This is a genomic window from Mucilaginibacter endophyticus (assembly GCF_003351025.1).
In the GTDB taxonomy this organism is placed as follows: Bacteria; Bacteroidota; Bacteroidia; order Sphingobacteriales; family Sphingobacteriaceae; genus Mucilaginibacter; species Mucilaginibacter endophyticus.
In genome coordinates, this window is the sequence record NZ_QPCG01000003.1 from 22,053 (window position 1) to 44,164 (window position 22,112).

Below are 22,112 nucleotides of genomic sequence, written 5' to 3' on the forward strand. Positions count from 1 at the left end.
ATGAAATTACCGGCTCAAAACATAAAAAAAATCGGCGTTTTCAGGGCGCTTCAATTGGGCGATATGCTATGCACCATTCCTGCGATCCGCGCTTTAAGGGAAGCATATCCACGTGCTGAGATTATATTATTAAGCCTGCCATGGGCAAAGGGCTTTACCGAACGTTTCAATCACTATTTTGATGGATTTATCCATTTTCCGGGCTACCCCGGCTTACCCGAACAAGGTTTCGCCCCTGCAGCATTTCATCGCTTTACAGGCGAGATGCAAAACGAAGAGTTTGACCTGCTGTTACAAATGCAGGGTAACGGCACACTGGTAAACCCAATGCTCGAATTATTTAACGCGAATCATTTAGCAGGTTTTAAAACCGATGGCCACTACGCGCCTGACAACGGATTGTTTATGAATTACCCGGATCACGGCTCCGAAATAGACCGTCATCTCGCTTTGATGGAATATCTCGGCATCGAATCATTGGGTAACGACCTTGAGTTTCCTTTGATGGAGGTGGATATAGATGAATTACGACAGTTAAAACTTCCGATAGAACCACAGCGATACGTTTGCATTCATCCAGGTTCCCGCGGCTCGTGGCGACAATGGCCGGTTAACTATTTTGCAGCCCTTGCCGATTTTTGTATCGACCAGGGTTATCAGGCAGTGATCACAGGTACAAAGGATGAAAGCGAAATTACCGCCGCGGTGATCAGCCGGATGAAAAACACACCCATCGATACAACAGGGAAAACATCCTTAGGCGCTGTTGGCGCATTGATTAAAAATGCGGCACTACTTATCTCCAATTGCACCGGTGTATCCCATATCGCGGCCGCCTTTAAAACACCAAGTGTGGTGATCAGCATGGATGGCGAACCCCACCGCTGGGGGCCGATAGATACCTACCGGCATCGCACCATCAACTGGCTGAAAGCTCCGGATTTTCATATAGTGTTCCGCGAAACCGTAGACCTTATCCAGCAGGTGGCGTGATAAGCGCAGCTACCGCTTTTACAATGGCCGATGGTTCAGGCATTAACGCCGGGGTATTATAAATGGTATTATCCACGTAACGGATAATGCCATTTTTGCTTTTAAGTCCATCCAAAACAGGGAACTCGATAACTTTATGAGGCACCATCCAGGGCGTATGCTGCGGATTGGTTTGCGCGTACAATACAACTACCGGTGTACCAACCGCCGCTGCCAGGTGAACAATACCGGTATTAACGGATAATAATAGCGGAGCATGCCCGATAAGGGTAATCAGTTCGCCAATAGTAAAAAGCCCGGCAGCGGTAAAAGCGCCCGCTCCTATTTTGTCTTTGAGCCTGTCAACCATTTCCTTCTCACCAGCTGCGCCGGTAAGCAGAATTTGAACATCTTTTTCTATCAGTTGGGATGCTGTTTCTACCCATACTTCTTCCGGAAGTTGCCTTTTTAATTCGCTTACACCGGCATGCAAAATCAGCCAGGGTTTATCATTTCGCAATCCGGTTTGGGTAATCCGGTTAGCTATAGCTGGCCATTCAGTATCGTTGTTTGTCAGATTTAAATGTTTATCGATAATACTTTCACAAACACTGCTTACCAACTTCAGATCGCGCTCAACCTGGTGATTTATATATTGCAAAGGTTCTTCGTCAGGCAACCAATCACTAATCAGGCCATAAGGGTTTTCCCGGCAATAAGCAAGTACTTTGCTAATACCTGCCTGATAAGCAATCATGGCCGATGGTAAGGGATTTTGGCTGTAAACCGTAAAGATAACAGCCGCATCAAAATAACGACCTTTTAAATTATCGATCAATTTGTGTAGATCCTCAATGCCGGTAGTATTCGCGGTTTTAACCCAGGGCAAATCAAACACAATGGTTTCATTAATCTCAGCCATAAATGGTGCAATGCCCGCGGCCATTGACGATGTTAGCACCGTGATCCGGGCATTTAAGCCTTGCTTAAGCATGCGTAAGGCTGGGCCGCTCATTACCAGGTCGCCCATGTTATCTGGGCGAATACATAAAATATTTTTAACGCTGCTCCAATCCGACATGGGCTAAACTATAATTTCTTATACAAATAGCGGCTTCGTTAATGCTGCCGCAGGTAAAATAGGGCTGCCGGTGTGGGCCAGTCAACCATTCGGTTTCGTTACCATTATCAATCAAAATGCTGCCGCAGCCCGCCCGGTTTCCGGCCTCAACATCGTTTAAAATATCACCGATCATCCAACATTGTTTCAGATCAAGCTGATGTCCCTCTGCGGCTTTCAGCAGCATCCCCGGCATTGGCTTACGGCAGTCACAATCTATCGCGTATTTGGCAACTATGCCTGCCGGATGATGTGGGCAATAGTAAAATCCATCTAGCATAATTCCTTCTGCTTCCAAAAGCTCATGGAGGGTTTTGATCACCCATAAAAACTGAAATTCACTGAAGTAACCCCGCGCTATGCCGGATTGATTGGAGATAACAATCAGCTTATAACCGGCTGCCGATAGTAATCTCAAACCCTCAATGCTGTTATCTGATAAAGCAATCTTTTCCGGATCGATATTATATGGGATATCGGGTATCAATGTGCCATCCTTGTCCAAAAAAACAGCTTTGTTCATATCAGGCAGCCTCGGTACGGGTAATATTTTTGCGGGTAAACTGATTAGCGGTCTGCCTTAACACGGTTTTATATACCAGTTCAATCTCATTCGCTATCTTTTTCCAGGTAAAGTTTTCATTTACATGCTTCAGCGCGTTTCGGCCCATTTCGGTTAGTATTGCTTCGTTGCCAATGAGTTCGTCAACCTTTCGGGCAAGTTTCCCGGCATCTTTCGGTGGTACAAGCGCGCCGGTAACGCCATCAACAACACTGTATTTTATCCCACCCACGTTAGATCCGATAACCGGTGTGCCGCAGGCCATTGCCTCCAGTGGAGTAATTCCGAAAGGCTCATACCAGGGCGTAGTGATAAAAATGTCCGCGGCAGCATAATAAAATTTTAGGTATTCCCGGCTTTTCTTACCTACAAACTGCACTTTATCTCTAATACCCAGTTCCGCAGCTAAAGCCGATAAGCGATGATATTCGGGACAAGTAGATTCGGCCATATTTTCCTGGCTTCCGCCTACTATTAACACTTTCACCTTTTCGGCATTCTTCTTAAGCGAGGCAACGGAACGGATTACGTTATCAATCCCTTTACGTGGCACCATCCGTCCAAGCTGCAACAGCACTTTTTCGTCTGATTTGATCATGAGCATTTTGCGAGCTATTTCTTTGTCAACCGGGTAAAACTCGGTTTGGCTAAAACCGCATGGCACAATTGAAATCTTTTTGATATCGGCATGATAATGCTGAATCAGATCCTCCCTATCCTGCGGACATTCGGCAATGATCTGATCAGCTTCTTTACAGATCAACGTTTCGATATCCAATCGCTCATCCGGAAACTGATCTTTGTCCTTCTGATGCAAACGGCGTACATGCCCCAACGCGTGGAATGTGATTACAAAAGGAATTTTCATTTTCAGCTTGATGTTCATGGCCACAAGGCCCGACATGAAAAAGTTGGCATGAACCAAATCGTACTGTAATTTTTCATCTTTGATAAAGCTTTGCATCCATTCATCAAACTCCGGCATATATGGGAGTATTTCCTCTTTGGCGATAACCCGTTCGGGGCCGGCCTTAACGTGGATCACCCTGATATTGGGGATCCATTCAATTACATCTTCAGTAGAGCCGTCTTCTCTCCGTGTATACACGTCAATGCTGTGACCGCGGTCGGCCAGGTGTTTGGCAAGTTGCGCAACGTACACATTTTGCCCGCCGGTATCCACACCACCCAGATGTGCCAGCGGCGAGGCGTGTTCGCTTATAAATGCAATTTTCTTAGGGTGATTATTCATGGTAGATTAGTTTTGTTTCGTTATTAACAAGCGTATCCCGACTGCAAACATTTTGAAACAGTTGTTCCCAATCAGCAGAGAAACGGACGATATTGAATCGCCCTTTAGCCGTTTCCCTTCCCTTAGCGCCGATTGTAGCAGCCAGTTCTGGGTCTTCCAGAAGCAGTTGCATTTTTTCAATCAGGTAATCAATATCTGTATGGATAAAGCCGTTTTCTCCGTTGGTTATCACAGCTGACAGTTCGGTAGTGGCCAAACCGACAATGGGTATACCCATCGTCATGGCCTCGCATATGGCCAAACCAAGACTGGTGTACCTTATCGGGTTAAAAAAGAAGCGGTACTGCGATTGAAATGCGGGCAACTGCGGGTGCAATATCTCGCCAAGTCCCCATTCTTCTGTTCCCATGCCCACCAGGTCAACAGGTACCTGCCCACGTACAGCTTTAAATATATCGAAGCCCAATAGCCTGCCGCGGGACGGAAGATTATTGATCACTACGATACCTTTTGCAAGGTCACCTTTATAAATCTGGCCATGATCAGTTACGCCATGTTCAATAACCGTGGTTGGCGTATCGCCGCAATCCCACATCAGGCGGTTAAAATGGGTTACATGGACAAGAGTGATATCCGGATCGTTGACGGTATGCCTGGTATCCGTTGGATGCTGGCGCGGGGGATCATGCTCAAGATAAATTTTAGGTAAGGCGCGTTGCTCATCCGAAAAGATTGCATACTGATCTACCAGGTAATTTTGATTGGTTTGGAAAAGGATACAATCAAAATCATAATCCTTTACCTCGTCATGCGGAATCTCGATAACATTTTTTCCGAAGGGGAAAGTTTCTCCGCGACCGTAATATCCCTCGCCTTTTTCAGGTTTGGTGGGGATGTAAATTTCGTAGTTACCCTGCGATAAATAGAACAGGTAGCTTCCGTGGATATGCCAGGTAAATATCTTCATGTTGATAAATGTCAGAAGCGTTTCTTTTATCGAAACGCTTCAATGACAACATGACAGAAGTGAATGCTGTTTGTACGGTATTTACGCAAAAACCCCGTGTAAACTACCTGTTATACGTTTTTAGCGTAAGTGGTGTGCTGTTAAGCTGAGTGTTTGACAGCATCAACGCCGACTTGTTCACGATTACGGCTGCGTCTATTTTCTTTTAATCGTGGTACATGCAGGCGACGTTTCAAAGAACTTCGCATATGAATCACCACCATTGATTTTTCAGTTTCGCCTTCCTCCTTAACATTAGTCAACAGGCGTAACGACAGCATAGCCAACATACCGCCGATAATGAAAAAATAGTTCCATCCCTGCAACTCTAACAGGTTTATTTGCAAATGTCTGCTTCCGCTAAGTTGAAGGTTTAATCCGACGGTATTATTCGCGAATAGGTCGGCCAGCAACCCGCCCACGAGTGGCGCAATGGTTGAAAAGAAAGCCACAAACATGTTTTTAGCCGACAGGTAAACTATAGCCTCGTTCTTAGGCGCCAGTTTGATACCGATATTACTTAATGAAAGATTGATCCCTGCGGTAGCAAAGCCGCTCACGATATGGATCAAAGCCAAAATACCTAGAGCTACAGCTTGTGACGAAGGCAAACCCGCGAAGGCGTATGCCATAATACATAAAATATAAAGCGGCGCACAAAGGCGGATCACCGTCTTGTTGCTGAACCTGTCCGAATACTGCCCCCACAAATTAAGCGACAGTATGCCGCTCAACTGGCTCAGAATTCCCAGGCCAATCAGGTAGGCAACCGGCAATCCCAAGGATTTCATCATGAATACCGCAAAGAAGGGTGTAGCAAGGTTTAGCGAGAAAGCCCACAGCGAGTTAAACAGCAGCAACTTACGAAAGTTGGTATTTTTAAGCGATTTCCAGAACAAAGGCAATACTTTCTCCTCCATTTCTTCGGCCACCGGCTCGGGTGTGCGCAGTAACAGGTAAACGCTTACCATCCCTAAGGCGCCGCCCGTTAAAAATAAGGTGGTATAAGCGGTGATCTCCTGCGCGGGATAATGGCGCTTGATAAAATCAAGCCCGATGGCGGTTGCCAGGCTAAGCGTAACATTTAAAGTTTGCGCCATGCGGGTACGCCTTGAAAAAAAACCGCCCAAATGCTCCTGCGGGATCAGGTCTTTCATCCAGGCGTTCCAGCTGGCCCCGGCAATATCGCCAAAAATGTGCTGAAAAAATAGCAGCATAAGCAATACGGCGATGGTGGTCGATCCGGAAAATAGCATGGGCATAATACCAATAGCAATTAACGGCAACCTGGCTAAAAAATTAAATACAACTGTTATAAGCCGCCTGTTGTTAAATCTGCGTACCAGCCATATAGCAGCCAGCTGAAAAATGGTTGTGAAAGTTGGCAGCGCCGCAAACAAGCCTAACTGGAAATTCGATGCCCCCATATGGATAGCGAGCGCCGTGAGGAAGGTGCCACTGGTAAATACCACCATCGCCTCGGCCGAGAGGCCATCGGCGGTAACGTGTTTAAGGCCTTGGTTTAATTGTTGTTCCGTAATAGTTTTTGTTGGACGTATATTCATTTATCACCACGCTGGAAAGCGCCCTGTTTTAAGTTTAATCAATAATTTTTAGGGTGACCGAAGCCGTTCTGTTTACTGCAAATACATAGCCACAATATCATTTGGTTACGTTTTAAGTTGCTTTTAGCTTAAAATTTAATTTTAACTGAAAATTAATATTACCGCAGAAAGTAAAATGGGGAATTTATGCCGAGGAAGCGCTCCACAACTTGGGGAAGCGATTCAGCTTGCACTGTAAGCCGTTTTTTATCCAATAGAACACAAAAAAGCCTTACAACATATTTTTCTAAATAATATAAACATTTAACTAAAAAAATCATTATTTAATTAAATACCCTTCCGATCCGCGCCGGCTTGCCGGTTGTTACCCGTCAATAAATAGTCACAGTTTTTTAATTGAATAACCAATATGATACGTGTGTTAATAGCTGATAGTAATGAGCATACTTTGGCCGGCGTAAAAAACCTGTTAAAAAACGAGGCCGGGCTGGACGTGCTTGCACACGCTCCCGACGGAGAAGCTGTGCTTGAACTAATTAACCAGGGCATCATGCCCGATATTTTATTGACTGAAGTGCATCTGCCCCGCATCAACGGCATCCTGCTGGCAGATCAGCTTCACCGCAATTTTCCTTTTATAAAAACCATGGTGTTCACCATGGAAGATCATGAGCATTATTTAATCGATGCTTTTAAATCTGGCATTAGAAGTTACCTGTTTAAAAACGCGAGCCGTGAAGAATTGGTTTTCGCCATTAAGCAGGTATATCAGGGCAAGCATTATGTGTGCACACAACTGGCTTCGAGGCTTACACGGCTTTTTCTGAAAGGAACAGAGATTCCTTCATTAAGCATTGAACCAGATATTGAATTTTCGGGTCGTGAAATGGAGGTGTTGCAACTGATTTCTGATGGTTGCACCAACCAGGAAATAGCCGAAAAACTATTCACCAGCCGGAGAACGGTTGAAGGCCACCGCCAGGCCATGATCATTAAAACGGGAGTACGTAATACACCAGCGTTGGTGAAATATGCCATGCGCTATAATTTATTGAAAGCCCGCGAAGATGCTATCCGCAAAGCGGTTTCTTAACAATTAACCGATAAAAATCACCTACACTAATCTATAAAACAACTTATGAAAGCAGCAGTTTTTCACAAACCAGGCGATATCAGCTACGACACCGTTCCCGACCCAAGAATTGAACTGGCAACCGATGTAATTCTCCGGGTTACTTCAACCGCCATTTGCGGTTCCGATCTTCATATCCTCAGCGGCGCGGTCCCGCAAAAAGAACCCATGATTATGGGCCACGAGTTTATGGGCATTGTGGAGGAAGTTGGAGCCGAAGTAAAAAATCTTAAACGGGGCGACCGCGTAGTTGTGCCCTTTCCCATAGCCTGCGGGCATTGCTTCTTTTGCCAGCACGGCGCTTCACCGGCCTGCGAACATTCTAATTACAAACACTATGGCCCGGATGGCGACCTGATGGACAGTAAAGGTGCCGCGCTTTTTGGTTATACTGATCTGTACGGTGGTTACTCCGGCGGCCAGGCGGAATATGTGCGTGTCCCCTACGCCGACATCAGTCCGCGTATTATTCCCGATAACCTGAGTGATGAGCAGGTACTTTTTCTTACGGATATTTTCCCTACGGGCTGGTCGGCAATTGATTGGGCACAGCTTAAGGGCGGCGAAGTGGTTGCCATTTTCGGGTCGGGCCCTGTGGGGTTAATGGCTCAAAAAGCAGCCTGGATAAACGGCGCAAGCAGGGTTATCGCTATCGATCCGCTTAACTACCGGCTGGAAAAAGCCCGCGCCGTAAACCGGGTAGATACGCTTAACCCCCATGAGGTTGACGTAGTGGAAGCCATCCGCGAGATGACCGGCGGCAGAGGAGCCGATGTTTGCGTAGACGCGGTTGGTTTTGAACCCGAACGCAGTTTTGTAGATAAGGTAAAAGCCACCATCAATTTTGAAAAAGGAAGTATTAAAGTGCTCGAAATGGCTTTTAAAGCGGTGCGCCGCATGGGTACCGTTTCTATTATGGGCGTTTATGGCTCGCCTTATGATAACTTCCCGCTTCACCGCATTTTTGATAAAGGCATCACGCTTAAGATGGGCCAGGCACCGGTATTGAATTACATCGATCACCTCATTAAACTGGTTCAGGAAGAAAAGGTTGTTTTGGATGATATCATCACCCATACCCTGCCGCTTAGTGATGTAAGCCATGCCTACAAAATTTTTGACGAGAAGGAAGACGACTGCGTAAAGGTTGTACTGAGGCCATGAAACACGCGATAACGCAAAGGAAAAGCTGGAAAGCGATGCTGGCCGCGGCTGATAAACCGGTTCAGCTGCCGGTAGCGCGTGACGCGCTTACCGCGCGGTTAATTGAACTGGCCGGTTTCGACGCATACCAGGTAGGCGGTTATGCCTTATCCGGAGCTTCGCATGCTATTCCGGATGTTGACCTGGAGAAATTCGGCGAAAAGCGGATTTCGGCGGAATGGATCATCCAGTCGTCGCCATTGCCCGTACTGGTTGATATTAACGATGGCTACGGTTATGTAAAAAATGTCACGCGTACCATACAGGAATACCTGAAACTTGGCGCTTCGGCCAATTTTATGGAAGACCAACGCCCGCCAAAAAAATGCGGGCACATGGATCATAAAAAGGTGATAGATGACGCAGAGATGGTACAGAAGATAAAGGCGGCAACAGCGGCCCGTGAACAGGATGACCTTTTCATCCTGGGCCGAACCGATGCCATCGATCCCGAAGGCTTGGATAATGCTATCGACCGTGCAAAGTCTTACCTCGATGCCGGTGCAGATGGCATTTACCTCGAAGGGCCAAAAAACCTGCATCAGCTGGAAAAAATTGGCAAGGAGCTGCAAGGCGCGCCGCTTGCCACGAGCATTTTGGAAGATGGCTGTAAAACGTCCTGGGTAAATCCAAAAGATTTAAAGGATATGGGATATAGTATGATCCTCTATCCCACTACACTCATTTTCCAGGTGGTGCATGCCTTACAACGCGGACTTGAACGTCTTAAACAGGGAAAGCCAACTAACAGCGCTTCGATCACGATGAATGAATTTATGCAGATAGTAGACCTGTTTTACTGGAAAAATATTGAAGAAAAATTTGAAGGGAAATCACTATGATAACGAATGAAGAAAGACCGCACAAACAGGATAAACAACCGGGCATAGAAGCGGAAATGAACCCTGCCCCGGAATATATCAAAGATACCTACCGGGCATCGGGAAAATTGAATGGAAAAATAGCACTGATAACCGGCGGCGATAGCGGCATAGGGAGGGCCATAAGCGTGCATTTTGCGCAGGAAGGCGCTAACGTAGCTATCGTTTACCTGGACGAGGACGAAGATGCTGAAACCACCAAAGATCTGGTTGAACTAACCGGACAGCGGTGTCTTTTGATTAAAGGCGATGTGAAAGATGCCTCCTTTTGTAAAAAAGCGATTGAACAAACTGTAGCTGAATTTGGCAAACTCAATATTCTGGTTAATAACGCGGGGATGCAGTTTCCGCAAAAGGATGTGAAAGCTATTGATGAAGAACAGCTGGATAAAACATTTCGCACCAACATTTTTGCTTACTTCTATTTTGCCGAGGCGGCATTAGAGCATCTGCAATCCGGTGATTGTATTATTAATACAACATCAGTAACAGCTTATCGCTCATCGCCCTCGCTTATCGATTACTCATCAACCAAGGGAGCCATTACCACATTCACCCGTTCGCTGGCAACCAATCTAACGGAGAAAGGTATCCGGGTAAACGCAGTAGCACCGGGGCCGGTATGGACCCCCTTGATTGTATCCACTTTTGATGAGGAAAAGATCAAAAAATTCGGTAGCGAAACGGCTATGAAACGCGCCGGGCAACCTTCGGAGTTAGGGCCTGCTTATGTGTTCCTCGCCTCGGATGATTCCTCATTTATCACCGGGCAGGTGATCCACGTCAATGGCGGCGAAGTAGTTAATGGCTAATCTATCAATCTAAAAAACATATACCTATGGAAAATACATCAAAATGGGCGCTGATCACGGGCGGAACAAGCGGCATCGGCAAAGAACTGGCAAACCTGTTTGCCAAAGATCAATATAACATCATACTGGTAGCCCGAAACCAAAACGAATTGGATAGTACCGCTAACGAACTTCGCACCTCGGGCATCGAAGTTCGTACCATTGCTAAAGACCTATCCAAAATGGATGAGGCCAAAGCTTTATGCAACGAAGTGAACGTGCCAATAGAAGTTTTGGTAAACGACGCCGGGCAGGGCGTTTATGGCTTATTTGTGGATAACGAGCTGGAGCGTGAACTGGATATTATCCACCTTAACATTTGCGCAACGGTGATCCTTACCAAACATTTTGTAAAAGAAATGGTAGCACGCGGATCGGGCAAGGTGCTTAACCTTGGCTCGGTTGCCGGGAAACTGCCAGGGCCATGGCAGGCGGTTTATCATGCTACCAAAGCATTTGTACTCTCCTTTACCAGTGCCATCCGCGAGGAATTGAATGATAACGGCATTACCATAACCGCGCTTTTACCCGGCGTTACTGATACCGATTTCTTTAACAAAGCCGGCATGAACGAAAGTAAGGCTGTACAGGATAAAAAAGCCATGGCCGATCCGGCCGTGGTGGCCAAAGACGGCTACGATGCGCTGATGGCCGGCGAAGACCGGGTGATCTCGGGTTTAAAAAACAAGGTGCAGGTAACCGCGGCCAACCTGATGCCGGATAGCGCGGTAGCCCATCAATTGAACGAGCAACAAAAGCCAGTAACGCAGGAAAAGCAATAACACAAATCATCATCTTATGACAAAGTATTCAGAAAAAGCCCAAGACAAGGTTCATAAGGCTTTACACGAGGAAAAAGAAGGCACTCTAAAAAGCGGCAGCGGTAAAAAAGTTACTTCCAAAAAACAGGCAATAGCCATCGGTTTATCCGAAGCCAGAAAAGCAGGCGCTAAAGTGCCCAAAAAGAAAGATTGATCTAAACATACTACAATACATCTACCTATGAAAAACATCATTTTCATTCACGGCATGTTCCAAAACCCTAAAAGCTGGGAGAAATGGATTTCCTATTTTACCGGGAAAGGTTATAGTTGTATAGCACCGGCCTGGCCATACCATGAAGGCGATCCCGCCGAACTACGAACCAACCCCGACCCTCAACTGGGCGATTTAGGTTTGCAGGAAATTGTAGATGAGTTTAGCAAAATCGCATCACAAATATCCGATCCTGTTTTAATAGGCCATTCTGTAGGGGGCTTAATAGTTCAGTTACTGGTAAACAAAGGCATTGGAGCGGCCGGTGTTTGTATCGATTCGGTAGCACCCAATGCTATGCTGGCATTTGATTGGGGTTTTATGAAAAACAGCGCTTTGATTGCCAATCCGTTCAAGGGCAACTCCCCTTTCGAAATGGATTTCGAAAGTTTCCAAAGCTCATTCTGCAACAAGATGACCACACAGGAAGCTATGGAGGCATACCAGGATTACGCTACCCACGATAGCCGTAACGTATTGCGCGATTGTATGGGCGAAGCGGGAGCTATCGATCTTGATAAGCCACATGTGCCTTTGCTTTTTATCGGCGGCGAAAAAGACCAGATCATCCCGCCAGAGCTAAATGAGAAAAACGCGAAGGCATATACCGATAAGGGCAGCGTTGCATTTTACCAGGAGTTCCCTAACCGCGGCCACTTTATTTGCGGTCAGCCCGGCTGGGAAGAAGTTGCAGCAAATGTAGCCGATTGGCTTGATCAACAAAGCACAGTGTTAACCGATAATTCGATCAGTTATGGAGAACGATAATAAAATGACCCGCCGCCAGGTGGTTGCCGGCTTGGGTACCACCCTTGCGGCCGTAGCAGCGGCACCTGCTTTCGCGGTAGCCGGTAAGGCTATTAATCCGGATGATAAATCTGTAAAATTAAGCGACCCGGTGACACTTCACCCCAAACCACCTTTTAAAAGCCAGCCGCAACCATGGCCAGGCCTTCAAAGTAAAATGGATCCGGTGCCAGATTGCGGCGAGACGAGTTATAAAGGTTCGGGCAGGTTGATGGGTCGCAAAGCATTGATAACCGGCGGCGATTCGGGCATGGGACGGGCGGCGGCCATTGCCTATGCCCGTGAAGGCGCGGATGTTGCTATCAACTACTTCCCCACCGAAGAACCTGATGCCCGCGAGGTGATCGACCTGATCAAAAAAGAAGGCCGTAAAGCGGTAGCCATCCCCGGCGATTTACGTGATGAGGCGTTTTGCAAGCAATTGGTTCAAAAAGCATTGAGCGAATTGGGCGGACTGGATATTATTGTTAATAATGCCGGGCGCCAGCAATCCATCAATTCCATTACCGATGTTACTACGGAGGAGTTCGATGCTACCATGAAGACCAATATCTACGCACCCTTCTGGATCATCCGCGAAGCATTGCCGCATTTGCCACCAGGATCGGCCATTATCGGCACCACGTCCGAACAGGCTTATGATCCCTCGCCCGATCTGTACGCTTATGCGCAAACTAAAGCTGCTACCATGAACTATGTGAAATCATTAGCCAAGCAACTGGGTCCAAAAGGTATCCGCGTAAACGGTGTGGCACCAGGCCCTGTATGGACCGCCTTACAGATCAGCGGTGGCGCACAACCCGAAAAGCAGCAAATGTTTGGCAGCTGGACAATGCTGGCACGACCGGGACAACCTGCGGAACTGGCTTCTATATATGTACAGCTTGCCGCTTCTGATGCCAGCTTTGCCAGCGGACAGGTATATGGTGCATCGGGAGGAGTTGGTCAACCTTAAAATTATAATTATGAAAAAGATATTTTTAATGTTGATGGTGAGCGCAGTTTGTTTATTAACAAAAGCGCAGATCCCGCAGCCGGATCCGGATACTACTTCCAGGCACTTTTTGATAGTGGCAAGCATCGGCAATTTACAGGAAGCAATTGCAGGCCAAATAGCCGTGCAAAAAAGCAAGCTGGCAGATGTTAAAGCCTTTGCGCAAATGATGATAAAGGATCATGGTGAGGCAGAACAGCAACTTCTGCAACTGGCCAAGCAGCAGCATATCGATCTGCCCGCCCAGGCTACCGGCGGTATACAACCCGATTTGCCCCTGAAAAATGCCAGCGATAATTTTGATAAGTTATACGTACATGGCATGGTGAACGGCCACCGTAATACCGTGCAAACATTTCAAACCTATGCTGTGAACGGTAAAAACCCGGCTATAAAAGCTTTTGCCCAACAAATGCTGCCTAAGTTAAAAATGCACCTGGAGCATATAACAGCTATTGATAAGCAACTCAGCGAGAAATAATAAAGGCATGCCATTGTGAATTTGTTCAAATGGCATGCCTTTTCCAATAAAACAAACATGAAAGCATTTTTGATTATTGCGCTTGCCTTAATACTTTATGCACTTACAGGCTGCAATCTAAACGATAGAAATAAAACAATTGGAGGATCTAAAGATACCAGCAGCGTTAACCGCGGCGGCGGCCCTCCTGTTACCGATACCGCTACGTTGGATCAGGTCAGGAAACAAAGGATGAAAGATTCCTTGAACGGCGATACCACAAGCCGGGGAAATGTTGATCCATCGGGCCGGGAGCCTAAAAAATAGATCTGCTTAATCAACTCAACTATGAAAATGTCATCAAGCAAAACCAATCGGCGAGGCAGGTTATGCCTTGCCTTACTGATAATATTGACTATTAGTCAAAACATCGCATTTGCATCAATATGTCAGCCAGATACGGCAAAACGCTCCCGTACTGATACCGCCGGACAAAAACCAACGCCATATAACCCTAATCCATCCGATAAAACCGGTCGGACTTTATATGATACAGGCGGCAACAGCGGAACCATCGGCAAAAGGGATACAACAAATACTCTTGCTACATCGAGCCCAGGGCATGTAAAGGACAAAACAGCTAATGACAAATACTTTGAACTTGGCGCTGCTATCCTGATCGCCGTAGTTGTTATTGCTATCATAATTCGCGGCAGAAAACAACAAAGGTAAACTTCACAAAGTTAATACCGGGGATCCAACTACAGGCTTACAACCTAAAGGGGTGTTCAACAAAACAAGTAGCACATTAAATGCTTATGTTTACGAACATTCTGTTTTTATGAAAGACCACAGTCAGCCAAGCCACCCAAGCGGTTATTATAAAGACGTTATCAGCCGGATTGAACAGGCTTACATTCTGGTGGAGGTTTTGTTTGATGAAAAAAACGAGCCCTTCAACTATTATTATATTGAAGCTAATGCAGCAGCAAATAAAATTGCAGGTACGGAACTGGTTGGCAAACGCGCGACAGACGTCAATTCGGCTTACGACCATCAGTGGATTAAAATACTGGGCCGCGTTGCCAAAACGGGCCAGCCGGAGACATATGAAATGGAAGCCCTTCCTTTAGGAACATATTATCGTTTTCAAGCCTTTAAAGTTGGCCTGCCCGAAGAGCGGAAAATAGCTGTGATTTATGAAGAAATAACCGATAGAAAACTTGCAGATTTAGCTTTACGTAATAGTGAACAAAAATATCGGACGCTTTTTAATTTCATTGATGAAGGCTTTTGCATATTTGAATTAATTTATGATGATGGTGGACAGGCGATAGACTGGATTTATACCGAAGCTAACCCTGCTTTTGAACGCCAAACCGGTTACATAAATCCCATCGGAAAAAAAATCAGTTATTTTCAGCCAGATTTGGAAAATTCATGGTTCAGTCAGTTTGCCGAAGTTGCGCGTACCGCAAAGCCCATTCGTTTTACCCAATATACCGAAGCCATGGATATTTGGTACGACGTATATGCCATGCCCGTTGATCCGCCTGGCGGTGGCCGTGTATCCCTACTTTTCTCTGATGTTACCGATCGCAAACTACTTCAAGAACGGCAGGCATTTTTGCTTATGCTGAGCGATGTGCTTCGCCCGCTGACAAGCCCAAACGAGATTCGTTCAGTAGCCATGAAGCTTATGGGCGCTCACTTGAAAGGAAGCCGGTCTGCCTATGTTGATGCAGAAATTGGGCAGGACACCATGCGCATAATTTCTGATTACACTGATGGCGTAGCGCCTTGGGTAGGCTCGATAAATTTAGCCGATTTTGGCGCTGCACTTGGCAAAGATTTCGCTGAGGGCAAAACTGTAATTATTGATAACATCTTAACTGATGAGCGATTTACTGATAGCCGCGACACCTATCTGCGATTAGAGATCGCTGCGGCGGTGGGCGTCCCGTTATTTAAAAATGGGAAGATCGTAGCTGCCATGGGTGTTCACAACAAAGCACCACGTAAATGGAAACCGGACGAAATAAAAATTATAGAAGAAACAGCCGAACGTATCTGGGCAGCAGTTGAGCGCGCAAGAGCAGAACAAACATTGAATGAAACGGAGCAGCGCTTACAAGTTATTTTCGAAGCCTTACCTGTCGGCATCGGTTTTTCGGATAAACAAGGCTATTATCATCTCATCAACAAAGCAATGCGCCGGTACCTACCCGATAATCAGATGCCATCAGTTAGCTCGCTGCGTCATCGTTGGTCTGCATGGGATGAGCGAGGCAATCCGCCACCGATAACCCAATATCCGGGTGCCCGGGGACTTCGGGGCGATACCGTAGTGCCCGGAACTGAAATGCTTTATAAAGATGAAAATGGCAAAGACGTCTGGACTATTGTATCTTCTGTACCGATGCGGAATGAAGCCGGGGAAATAATCGGGCAACTCGGTGTTATATACGATGTCAACGAACTGAAACGTGCGCAGCATGACTTGCAAAATGTAAAAGCCGAAGAGCAACTCCGCCGTCTTCGCGAGGAACAACAACAGGAAATTTTCCGTGTAATATTGCGTACCCAAGACGAAGAAAGGCGACGAATAGCAGAGAGTTTACATAATGGACTCGGTCAATTACTTTACGGCATTAAAATTAGTCTTAGTCATCTTTCGGCCAAAAACGCAGTTAGTGATCCTGCAAAATATGAAAAGGACATTCGATATACAGACAAATTGTTAACGGATGCCATCCGGGATTCGCGCGCGATATCCCACGAATTAATGCCAACAGTACTGGACGAATTTGGGCTGCAGGCAGCTATTAAAGATGCTTGCGAACAAATGCGGGGCAGCGTTCGCTTTCATTGTTCTTTTAAACCTAATCGAATCACGGCTGATAAATTCATGGAATTGGCGATCTTCCGGATAGTGCAGGAACTGATGATCAACGTTGTGAAACATGCCGATGCCAAAGAAGCTAACGTAATCATCGCTAAGGGCGATGGGCAAATTGTGATCAAAGTGAAAGATGACGGCCGAGGAATTGATCTGTCTAAACAAAGAAGGGATGGTATAGGGCTTACGTCTATTAAAAGTAAAATCGAAATGCTGAATGGTCAGATGGACATATTTTCGTCGGATGGCAATGGGACGGAAGTGATATTAAGATGGCCATATCGCAGCGCTGTTGAACAGTAATTGAATATTATACCCGCTTTATGAAGCCGAATAATCATGCCCCCAATTTTTAAGCGAATAATCCCAGTTTGAATTTTTAGGATGATCGGGCCGTTGGGCCATATGTCTTTTCACATAGCCGTTCACTTTTTGCATGTGCTTGTAATCTGCTTCAGTTAGTTCAGATTTCTTTTTTTTAATAATGGTGATGATATGCTCTCCGGATTTATGACCGATGGATTCGCCATCGCCACTATACCATCCTACCGATTTTGATTCATCAGTTTTGAGCCATTTCTCCAGGCTGGCGGGGCTCATGTTTACTAAATGATTAAATCCTTTGTATATCTCTTCTTTTTTATCCTGTTCCATCGTTTGTGGGTTAAATTATCGCGTACTTTTTAAAGCCCAAAGCACTAACAAAGGTTGAAAAGCTAACCGTGCCAATCGTTTATGATCCGTATCCAGCCCGAAAGCATTTCTGTGGTGTGTATATTGGGCAATGTTACCCGGAAATACAGCGGCAAAAAAACCGGCTGCAATGATGCCTAACATGCTACGCTGTTTTTTAGGTGCAGCAACCAATGCCGCGCCAAGGGCTATCTCTGCAAAACCTGAATAAATAACTGTGTCATCCTTTTTTAAAGGAACCCAATCAGGCACCTGCGCCCGGAACTCTCTGCGGGCAAAAGTAAGGTGACTTGCACCCGCAAATATCAGCGCCGCACCCAATAGGACACGTGCGCCATTTTTGATGGTTTCGTTTTCCATCGGTTATTCTTCTTCTTTATCGCTTTCCACCTCGGCCTCTTTTGCAGCCTCATTCAAGTTGGTAGTAAAGGGATTTTCTACCAATAGTTTAGCCATAAAGGCCAGGTTTTGCGTCATGTACCGGAGACTTTTGTTGGTATACAGGTATCGTTCCCCTCCTGCTTCCACATAATCTTTTTCGCCGCCGGCCATACCCACCCAATAGGCATTAACATTTGGCGGAATAGTGAAACCAACTTCCTGTAATGACCATAATACTTGCGCGGCGCAGCTATGCGCACCATCTTCATTGCCGGTGATCAGGCAGCCCGCCACTTTATTATATGGCATATATTGCCCGGTTGTTTCATCTATCAGATTCTCATCCCTGAAAATAGCATCCAGGCGTTCAATCACTTTTTGTGAGGTAGAAGCCAGGTGTCCCATCCATATTGGGGTGGCAATTATAAAAATATTGCAAGCCTTAACCTTTTCGAGGATCTGCGGCCACTCATCTCCCTCACCCTCGTTAGAACTGTTGCCGGTTAAAACATTGTAATCATTTAAGCGGATGATCTCGGTTTCAAAACCAAGTTCCTGGAGTTGTGCGGCCGCTCTTTCGGCCAGCGCGCCGGTATTGGTAAATTGAGGCGCACGTTTTAGCGTGCAGTTAATCAGTAATGCTTTCATAGGTTTATAAACAAAGGGAGCTGCCATTGGCAGCTCCCGAATTAAGTTCTGATCTGGTTTATTTTGCGGCGTCGCGCAATGCCTTTACTTCGTCATGCGCCGCATTTATTGTTGTTTGCTGGCGTATGATGGTTTCACGGGCAGATGCACTTAATTCCGTGTCTTCTAATGCTTCGCGGTAAGCCTTTTTGATGGCATCTTCGCCGCGTTCAGCTTCAGACAGGATGCTTTCGCGTGTGTTTCCACCGAAGATAGATTTTACGTCGATCCATGCACGGTGCAGGCTACCACTTACACTGGTACCTGTTTCCACTTCATCTCCTTCAGCACCAACCAAAGCCGCTAATTCCTGGCTGTTTTCCCTGCTTTGTGAAGCATAACGCTGAAAAATTTCTTTCAGATCGATATTCTCATCTTTAATATCAGCTATTGCCTTTTCAAAACCGGCTACACGGTCATTGTTAATTTCGATCAGTTCGTTAAGAACTGAAGTTGTTCTGGTTTCCATATTCAGATGTTTTTGATGTATTTTAATAACGCCATCACATTAGCTTTGTTTTTTAAATATTTAATTAAAAGGAAATTAAATATCAATCATGTAGCCTCACTATGCGATCCAAGGTCTGCAAATTTTGAACTGCAGCTCCAAGGGTGTTGTTAAAATAGGCATATACTGATTTGCCTTCGGTCAACCATTCCTGTATGTAACCAGCATATTCTTCCAGGTAATCTGTAGTATAACTTCCCCGGTATCCGTCCTCCGGCCCATGATAGCGTATATAAATATGATTTGCCGTCGATAAAACAGATGTTGTCGATTTTCGCATGTCATGTAATACAACAGCTGCATCGAAGCTGCGCAACAACTCAAATACCTCCTGCGCATACCAATCCGGTTGACGGAACTCGACCGCGATGCGCCAGCCACAGGGTTTCAATGCTGCCAATAACGCCGTTAACTGTACCAGATCAGGCCTGAATTTTGGTGGCAGCTGTACCAACAGACAACCCCGTTTTGCCGTTGCGCAAATCGCATCCATAAAGGCGGGGACAGACTTCAGATCGAACTGGCCATTTAGGGCATGTGTTATGGATTTATTCAGTTTAAACGAAAAAACGAAATCGTCAGGAACTTCATCCGACCATTTAGCCACTGTTTTTGCCCGTGGCATTTTGTAAAAACTCGCGTTGACCTCGACAGAATTAAACAATGAAGCATAATAGCTCAATCTTGTGCCGTTGCGAAACGCTTCAGGAAAAAATGTTTTGTTGGGCACCGGTAAGACCAGATTACTGGTGCCTGAGTAAAAGTTTCTCATCGCGTTTGATGAATTATTTAACAATAAGACATTTATTGATTACTCCAAAAAATAAACGAGATTACCCATATCCTCATTTCCTGACTTTGAAGATTTATGGATAAAGAAATTAAAATTGTGTTCCGTTATCTAAAGCCTTGATTTTATTCCGCCAATTTCCCCCCCTCGGCTATTTTAATTTAACCATCGCAAAAGTCCTGACCAAATTCGCTGCTTACCCAATCTTTTACCTTGTTGGTATATGATTGTACTGATCTGAGAATAATGTTTCCGAAAACCGGATGCTTTCCCCTATTAAAAGCCCATTCAAAATCTGTTTTATCAACTCAGGTTTTGTTTCATACTTGGTTTGTTTACAATTTGCGATTATCCCGTCGCATTTTGTTTCAGCCTTTTGTACGGCTATTCTTTTAATAGTATTTAAATTCAATTTTGCCATAACATTCAATGGCCCTTCTGCAAGGGTTAAATTCAGGTTGTACAATTAGCACAATTAACGCCAGCAGCATGCTTACACAGAAACGTCTCCTATTTTTTCAAAATGAGCAGTAACCGTGGCAGCTAATTCCGGGAAAAGATTGGGAAGAAGAACTAATGGTAATTCGGACCACTGCCTCATTATGGATCGGCTGGAAACAAATCTAACATGATTAAATCACAACGTTAGGTCAAAATTGTTTTTACTTTAAAAAGTTGATGTGATGTTATAGTTCTTATCGGATAGCATAAGATATTTATTCGATCAAAATATCTGAGTAATCAAACTAAATCATCCTACTTTAGTGTTATAATAAAAAGACAACTCATGATCAGGATCATTTTGGCAGAGGATCATAATATCGTAAGGGACGGAATCCGCAATTTACTGGAAAGAGAAAAAGATTTGAGCATTGTTGGCGAAGCCCTCAACGGCCAGGAGGTGATTGACCTGTTACAAGGAGGTACAGCAGCGGATATCATCCTTGCAGATATCAATATGCCTGTGCTTAATGGCGTTGAAATGGCCCAAAAGGTCAGGGATTTAAATTTTCCGTTAAAAATAGTGATTTTAAGCATGCTCGATCATGAACGATACGTTTTGCAGGCTTTCAGAGCAGGCGTATCCGGCTACTTACTTAAAAATATCAGTGCCGACGAATTGATTTTTGCGATCAGGCATATCCACATTGATGGGCGATACATCTGTTCTGAACTTTCTCTTAGATTTTTGGACAAGCTTATCCATCAGCCCGACAGGTCACAACACGAACAGCAAACCGGCATTGAATATTCGACAAGAGAAATAGAAGTGCTGATGCTGGTGGCCGACGGCTTAACTAATCAGGAAATTGCCGATCGACTTTTTACAAGTAAAAGAACCGTTGAAAATTACAGGCAATCATTAATTGAAAAAACCGAAACCAAGAACACAGCCTCGCTCATCCGCTATGCTATCCAGCATGGTTTGATAAATTAAATGTGATGTATCGTTAAATGCCTACAGAATATTAACTTAAAATTAAAAAAAGCGTATTTACCGAAGCATTTTGCAGGTATAAACCACAAGCCAGCACAAATTATTGCTTATAACTTAGCATCATCTGCTAATCAAAATCAATAGTGTCATGATCCCCGGTATTAAAAACATTAAAGTACTTGTTGTGGATGACGATAACGACATCCTCGACGTGATGTACGAAGCACTCAGCTATGAAGGTTACGAAGTGCACAGTTTGTCTGAAATCGACAATATATTTCATGAGATCATGAGTTATAAGCCAGACCTTATCATTTTAGATTACATTCTTAAGGGGGTAACAGGCGGCGAACTCTGTCAACAGATCAAAATAAACCGTTACACGGCACAGTTACCTGTTATTATCCTATCAGCCTATCCTAAAGCCAGGCAAGCTTTAGATGATTGCAGCTGCAACATTTATCCCTAAACCCTTCGACTTAGATAACTTACTTCACGCTATCAAAGAGCTTACTCAACCAATACAAGCCTAAGCCATAAAGAAAGTAAATGCTGAACCAATCCACTATCAATAAAGTAATACTTGCCGGTAAAATTGATAAAGAGCCACGTTGGCACGTTAAGAACGGTAAAAGAACCTTAAATTTTTCGTTTGTTACCACGGAAAGAATTAAACGAAATGGTTTCGACGAATTGTTTCATGAATATCACCAGATTCAGGCCAATGAACAAGTAATTGGTAAGGAAACCCTTAACTATGGCACACCATTGTATATACAGGGCCGCCTGCAAACAAGTCCTTACACAGACGATGATGCAATAAAGCGATATAAAACTGTAGTTGTAGCTTATAGCATAGAACCCTTAGGGTTTTAA

General features: G+C 45.1%; 26 protein-coding genes. 16 read left to right on the top strand and 10 right to left on the bottom strand.

Going from position 1 to position 22,112, the window contains the following annotated elements; all coding sequences use genetic code 11:
- Positions 1-993, top strand: coding sequence for a glycosyltransferase family 9 protein (locus tag DUL71_RS13380; RefSeq protein ID WP_114938589.1), 993 nt, complete (start codon positions 1-3; stop codon positions 991-993).
- On the opposite strand, the gene DUL71_RS13385 is transcribed toward DUL71_RS13380, so the two are convergent.
- The 5 genes from DUL71_RS13385 to DUL71_RS13405 all read right to left on the bottom strand — a co-directional run bounded on the left by DUL71_RS13385 (position 974) and on the right by DUL71_RS13405 (position 6,477).
- Complete coding sequence (locus DUL71_RS13385) at positions 974-2,053, bottom strand: glycosyltransferase family 9 protein (protein ID WP_114938590.1); 1,080 nt, start codon at positions 2,051-2,053, stop codon at positions 974-976. The genes DUL71_RS13380 and DUL71_RS13385 overlap by 20 nt on opposite strands.
- Positions 2,031-2,615 (bottom strand): D-glycero-alpha-D-manno-heptose-1,7-bisphosphate 7-phosphatase, encoded by a 585-nt coding sequence (locus tag DUL71_RS13390; RefSeq protein WP_114938591.1) that lies wholly within the window; start codon positions 2,613-2,615, stop codon positions 2,031-2,033. The genes DUL71_RS13385 and DUL71_RS13390 overlap by 23 nt, the downstream gene beginning before the upstream one ends.
- A 1-nt stretch (position 2,616) precedes the next feature.
- The gene (locus tag DUL71_RS13395) at positions 2,617-3,906 is read right to left on the bottom strand and encodes a glycosyltransferase family 4 protein (protein WP_114938592.1); all 1,290 of its coding nucleotides are present in this window, start codon (positions 3,904-3,906) and stop codon (positions 2,617-2,619) included.
- A complete protein-coding gene (locus tag DUL71_RS13400) occupies positions 3,899-4,873 on the bottom strand; it encodes a glycosyltransferase (protein ID WP_114938593.1) in 975 nt (324 codons plus the stop codon). The genes DUL71_RS13395 and DUL71_RS13400 overlap by 8 nt, the downstream gene beginning before the upstream one ends.
- 140 nt (positions 4,874-5,013) lie before the next feature.
- The gene (locus DUL71_RS13405; protein WP_114938594.1) at positions 5,014-6,477 is read right to left on the bottom strand and encodes an MFS transporter; all 1,464 of its coding nucleotides are present in this window, start codon (positions 6,475-6,477) and stop codon (positions 5,014-5,016) included.
- A gap of 409 nt (positions 6,478-6,886) precedes the next feature.
- Here DUL71_RS13405 and DUL71_RS13410 point away from each other — a divergent pair, with 409 nt between their 5' ends.
- The 12 genes from DUL71_RS13410 (at position 6,887) to DUL71_RS13460 (ending at position 17,042) form a co-directional block, all read left to right on the top strand.
- Positions 6,887-7,570 carry a response regulator gene (locus DUL71_RS13410; protein WP_114938595.1) on the top strand — a complete coding sequence of 228 codons (684 nt, stop codon included), beginning with the start codon at positions 6,887-6,889 and terminating at the stop codon, positions 7,568-7,570.
- 45 nt (positions 7,571-7,615) lie between these two features.
- Positions 7,616-8,773 carry a zinc-dependent alcohol dehydrogenase gene (locus tag DUL71_RS13415; protein ID WP_114938596.1) on the top strand — a complete coding sequence of 386 codons (1,158 nt, stop codon included), beginning with the start codon at positions 7,616-7,618 and terminating at the stop codon, positions 8,771-8,773.
- Complete coding sequence (locus DUL71_RS13420; protein WP_114938597.1) at positions 8,770-9,654, top strand: isocitrate lyase/PEP mutase family protein; 885 nt, start codon at positions 8,770-8,772, stop codon at positions 9,652-9,654. The genes DUL71_RS13415 and DUL71_RS13420 overlap by 4 nt, the downstream gene beginning before the upstream one ends.
- Complete coding sequence (locus DUL71_RS13425; protein WP_114938598.1) at positions 9,651-10,505, top strand: SDR family oxidoreductase; 855 nt, start codon at positions 9,651-9,653, stop codon at positions 10,503-10,505. The genes DUL71_RS13420 and DUL71_RS13425 overlap by 4 nt, the downstream gene beginning before the upstream one ends.
- A 26-nt stretch (positions 10,506-10,531) precedes the next feature.
- Positions 10,532-11,326 carry an SDR family NAD(P)-dependent oxidoreductase gene (locus tag DUL71_RS13430; protein ID WP_114938599.1) on the top strand — a complete coding sequence of 265 codons (795 nt, stop codon included), beginning with the start codon at positions 10,532-10,534 and terminating at the stop codon, positions 11,324-11,326.
- 16 nt (positions 11,327-11,342) lie between these two features.
- Positions 11,343-11,519: a DUF6496 domain-containing protein gene (locus DUL71_RS32300; protein WP_167443299.1), complete on the top strand. Its 177-nt coding sequence runs from the start codon at positions 11,343-11,345 to the stop codon at positions 11,517-11,519.
- A gap of 27 nt (positions 11,520-11,546) precedes the next feature.
- The gene (locus tag DUL71_RS13435) at positions 11,547-12,347 is read left to right on the top strand and encodes an alpha/beta hydrolase (protein WP_114938600.1); all 801 of its coding nucleotides are present in this window, start codon (positions 11,547-11,549) and stop codon (positions 12,345-12,347) included.
- Positions 12,334-13,341, top strand: coding sequence for an SDR family oxidoreductase (locus DUL71_RS13440; RefSeq protein WP_114938601.1), 1,008 nt, complete (start codon positions 12,334-12,336; stop codon positions 13,339-13,341). Before DUL71_RS13435 ends, DUL71_RS13440 begins: the two co-directional genes overlap by 14 nt.
- A 10-nt stretch (positions 13,342-13,351) precedes the next feature.
- Positions 13,352-13,861: a DUF4142 domain-containing protein gene (locus DUL71_RS13445; RefSeq protein ID WP_161964432.1), complete on the top strand. Its 510-nt coding sequence runs from the start codon at positions 13,352-13,354 to the stop codon at positions 13,859-13,861.
- A 57-nt stretch (positions 13,862-13,918) separates the two neighbouring features.
- A complete protein-coding gene (locus tag DUL71_RS13450) occupies positions 13,919-14,167 on the top strand; it encodes a hypothetical protein (protein ID WP_114938603.1) in 249 nt (82 codons plus the stop codon).
- A gap of 21 nt (positions 14,168-14,188) precedes the next feature.
- Positions 14,189-14,572, top strand: coding sequence for a hypothetical protein (locus tag DUL71_RS13455; RefSeq protein WP_114938604.1), 384 nt, complete (start codon positions 14,189-14,191; stop codon positions 14,570-14,572).
- A 109-nt stretch (positions 14,573-14,681) separates the two neighbouring features.
- Positions 14,682-17,042: a GAF domain-containing sensor histidine kinase gene (locus tag DUL71_RS13460; RefSeq protein ID WP_114938605.1), complete on the top strand. Its 2,361-nt coding sequence runs from the start codon at positions 14,682-14,684 to the stop codon at positions 17,040-17,042.
- A gap of 18 nt (positions 17,043-17,060) precedes the next feature.
- Here the strand turns inward: DUL71_RS13460 and DUL71_RS13465 are convergent, their stop codons facing one another.
- The 5 genes from DUL71_RS13465 to DUL71_RS13485 form a co-directional block, all read right to left on the bottom strand.
- Complete coding sequence (locus DUL71_RS13465; RefSeq protein ID WP_114938606.1) at positions 17,061-17,393, bottom strand: DUF3140 domain-containing protein; 333 nt, start codon at positions 17,391-17,393, stop codon at positions 17,061-17,063.
- 15 nt (positions 17,394-17,408) lie between these two features.
- Positions 17,409-17,792 carry a DoxX family protein gene (locus tag DUL71_RS13470; RefSeq protein ID WP_114938607.1) on the bottom strand — a complete coding sequence of 128 codons (384 nt, stop codon included), beginning with the start codon at positions 17,790-17,792 and terminating at the stop codon, positions 17,409-17,411.
- A gap of 3 nt (positions 17,793-17,795) precedes the next feature.
- Entirely contained in the window at positions 17,796-18,461 is a 666-nt protein-coding gene (locus tag DUL71_RS13475; RefSeq protein ID WP_114938608.1) for a flavodoxin family protein, read from the bottom strand.
- A 58-nt stretch (positions 18,462-18,519) separates the two neighbouring features.
- Positions 18,520-18,969, bottom strand: a complete 450-nt coding sequence (locus DUL71_RS13480) for a ferritin-like domain-containing protein (protein ID WP_114938609.1) — start codon at positions 18,967-18,969, stop codon at positions 18,520-18,522.
- 82 nt (positions 18,970-19,051) lie between these two features.
- Positions 19,052-19,780, bottom strand: a complete 729-nt coding sequence (locus DUL71_RS13485) for a DUF72 domain-containing protein (protein WP_114938610.1) — start codon at positions 19,778-19,780, stop codon at positions 19,052-19,054.
- An 805-nt stretch (positions 19,781-20,585) separates the two neighbouring features.
- Between DUL71_RS13485 and DUL71_RS13495 the strand changes: the two genes are divergently transcribed.
- The 3 genes from DUL71_RS13495 to DUL71_RS13505 all read left to right on the top strand — a co-directional run bounded on the left by DUL71_RS13495 (position 20,586) and on the right by DUL71_RS13505 (position 22,112).
- The gene (locus tag DUL71_RS13495; RefSeq protein WP_114938612.1) at positions 20,586-21,236 is read left to right on the top strand and encodes a response regulator transcription factor; all 651 of its coding nucleotides are present in this window, start codon (positions 20,586-20,588) and stop codon (positions 21,234-21,236) included.
- A gap of 148 nt (positions 21,237-21,384) precedes the next feature.
- Positions 21,385-21,705 carry a response regulator gene (locus tag DUL71_RS13500; protein WP_114938613.1) on the top strand — a complete coding sequence of 107 codons (321 nt, stop codon included), beginning with the start codon at positions 21,385-21,387 and terminating at the stop codon, positions 21,703-21,705.
- 80 nt (positions 21,706-21,785) lie between these two features.
- Complete coding sequence (locus DUL71_RS13505; RefSeq protein WP_114938614.1) at positions 21,786-22,112, top strand: single-stranded DNA-binding protein; 327 nt, start codon at positions 21,786-21,788, stop codon at positions 22,110-22,112.

Bases quoted from the DNA above. Each gene is read 5' to 3' on its own strand.
- DUL71_RS13380 (WP_114938589.1), top strand. From the start codon at position 1: ATGAAATTACCGGCTCAAAACATAAAAAAAATCGGCGTTTTCAGGGCG.
- DUL71_RS13385 (WP_114938590.1), bottom strand. From the start codon at position 2,053: ATGTCGGATTGGAGCAGCGTTAAAAATATTTTATGTATTCGCCCAGAT.
- DUL71_RS13390 (WP_114938591.1), bottom strand. From the start codon at position 2,615: ATGAACAAAGCTGTTTTTTTGGACAAGGATGGCACATTGATACCCGAT.
- DUL71_RS13395 (WP_114938592.1), bottom strand. From the start codon at position 3,906: ATGAATAATCACCCTAAGAAAATTGCATTTATAAGCGAACACGCCTCG.
- DUL71_RS13400 (WP_114938593.1), bottom strand. From the start codon at position 4,873: ATGAAGATATTTACCTGGCATATCCACGGAAGCTACCTGTTCTATTTA.
- DUL71_RS13405 (WP_114938594.1), bottom strand. From the start codon at position 6,477: ATGAATATACGTCCAACAAAAACTATTACGGAACAACAATTAAACCAA.
- DUL71_RS13410 (WP_114938595.1), top strand. From the start codon at position 6,887: ATGATACGTGTGTTAATAGCTGATAGTAATGAGCATACTTTGGCCGGC.
- DUL71_RS13415 (WP_114938596.1), top strand. From the start codon at position 7,616: ATGAAAGCAGCAGTTTTTCACAAACCAGGCGATATCAGCTACGACACC.
- DUL71_RS13420 (WP_114938597.1), top strand. From the start codon at position 8,770: ATGAAACACGCGATAACGCAAAGGAAAAGCTGGAAAGCGATGCTGGCC.
- DUL71_RS13425 (WP_114938598.1), top strand. From the start codon at position 9,651: ATGATAACGAATGAAGAAAGACCGCACAAACAGGATAAACAACCGGGC.
- DUL71_RS13430 (WP_114938599.1), top strand. From the start codon at position 10,532: ATGGAAAATACATCAAAATGGGCGCTGATCACGGGCGGAACAAGCGGC.
- DUL71_RS32300 (WP_167443299.1), top strand. From the start codon at position 11,343: ATGACAAAGTATTCAGAAAAAGCCCAAGACAAGGTTCATAAGGCTTTA.
- DUL71_RS13435 (WP_114938600.1), top strand. From the start codon at position 11,547: ATGAAAAACATCATTTTCATTCACGGCATGTTCCAAAACCCTAAAAGC.
- DUL71_RS13440 (WP_114938601.1), top strand. From the start codon at position 12,334: ATGGAGAACGATAATAAAATGACCCGCCGCCAGGTGGTTGCCGGCTTG.
- DUL71_RS13445 (WP_161964432.1), top strand. From the start codon at position 13,352: ATGAAAAAGATATTTTTAATGTTGATGGTGAGCGCAGTTTGTTTATTA.
- DUL71_RS13450 (WP_114938603.1), top strand. From the start codon at position 13,919: ATGAAAGCATTTTTGATTATTGCGCTTGCCTTAATACTTTATGCACTT.
- DUL71_RS13455 (WP_114938604.1), top strand. From the start codon at position 14,189: ATGAAAATGTCATCAAGCAAAACCAATCGGCGAGGCAGGTTATGCCTT.
- DUL71_RS13460 (WP_114938605.1), top strand. From the start codon at position 14,682: ATGAAAGACCACAGTCAGCCAAGCCACCCAAGCGGTTATTATAAAGAC.
- DUL71_RS13465 (WP_114938606.1), bottom strand. From the start codon at position 17,393: ATGGAACAGGATAAAAAAGAAGAGATATACAAAGGATTTAATCATTTA.
- DUL71_RS13470 (WP_114938607.1), bottom strand. From the start codon at position 17,792: ATGGAAAACGAAACCATCAAAAATGGCGCACGTGTCCTATTGGGTGCG.
- DUL71_RS13475 (WP_114938608.1), bottom strand. From the start codon at position 18,461: ATGAAAGCATTACTGATTAACTGCACGCTAAAACGTGCGCCTCAATTT.
- DUL71_RS13480 (WP_114938609.1), bottom strand. From the start codon at position 18,969: ATGGAAACCAGAACAACTTCAGTTCTTAACGAACTGATCGAAATTAAC.
- DUL71_RS13485 (WP_114938610.1), bottom strand. From the start codon at position 19,780: ATGAGAAACTTTTACTCAGGCACCAGTAATCTGGTCTTACCGGTGCCC.
- DUL71_RS13495 (WP_114938612.1), top strand. From the start codon at position 20,586: ATGATCAGGATCATTTTGGCAGAGGATCATAATATCGTAAGGGACGGA.
- DUL71_RS13500 (WP_114938613.1), top strand. From the start codon at position 21,385: ATGATCCCCGGTATTAAAAACATTAAAGTACTTGTTGTGGATGACGAT.
- DUL71_RS13505 (WP_114938614.1), top strand. From the start codon at position 21,786: ATGCTGAACCAATCCACTATCAATAAAGTAATACTTGCCGGTAAAATT.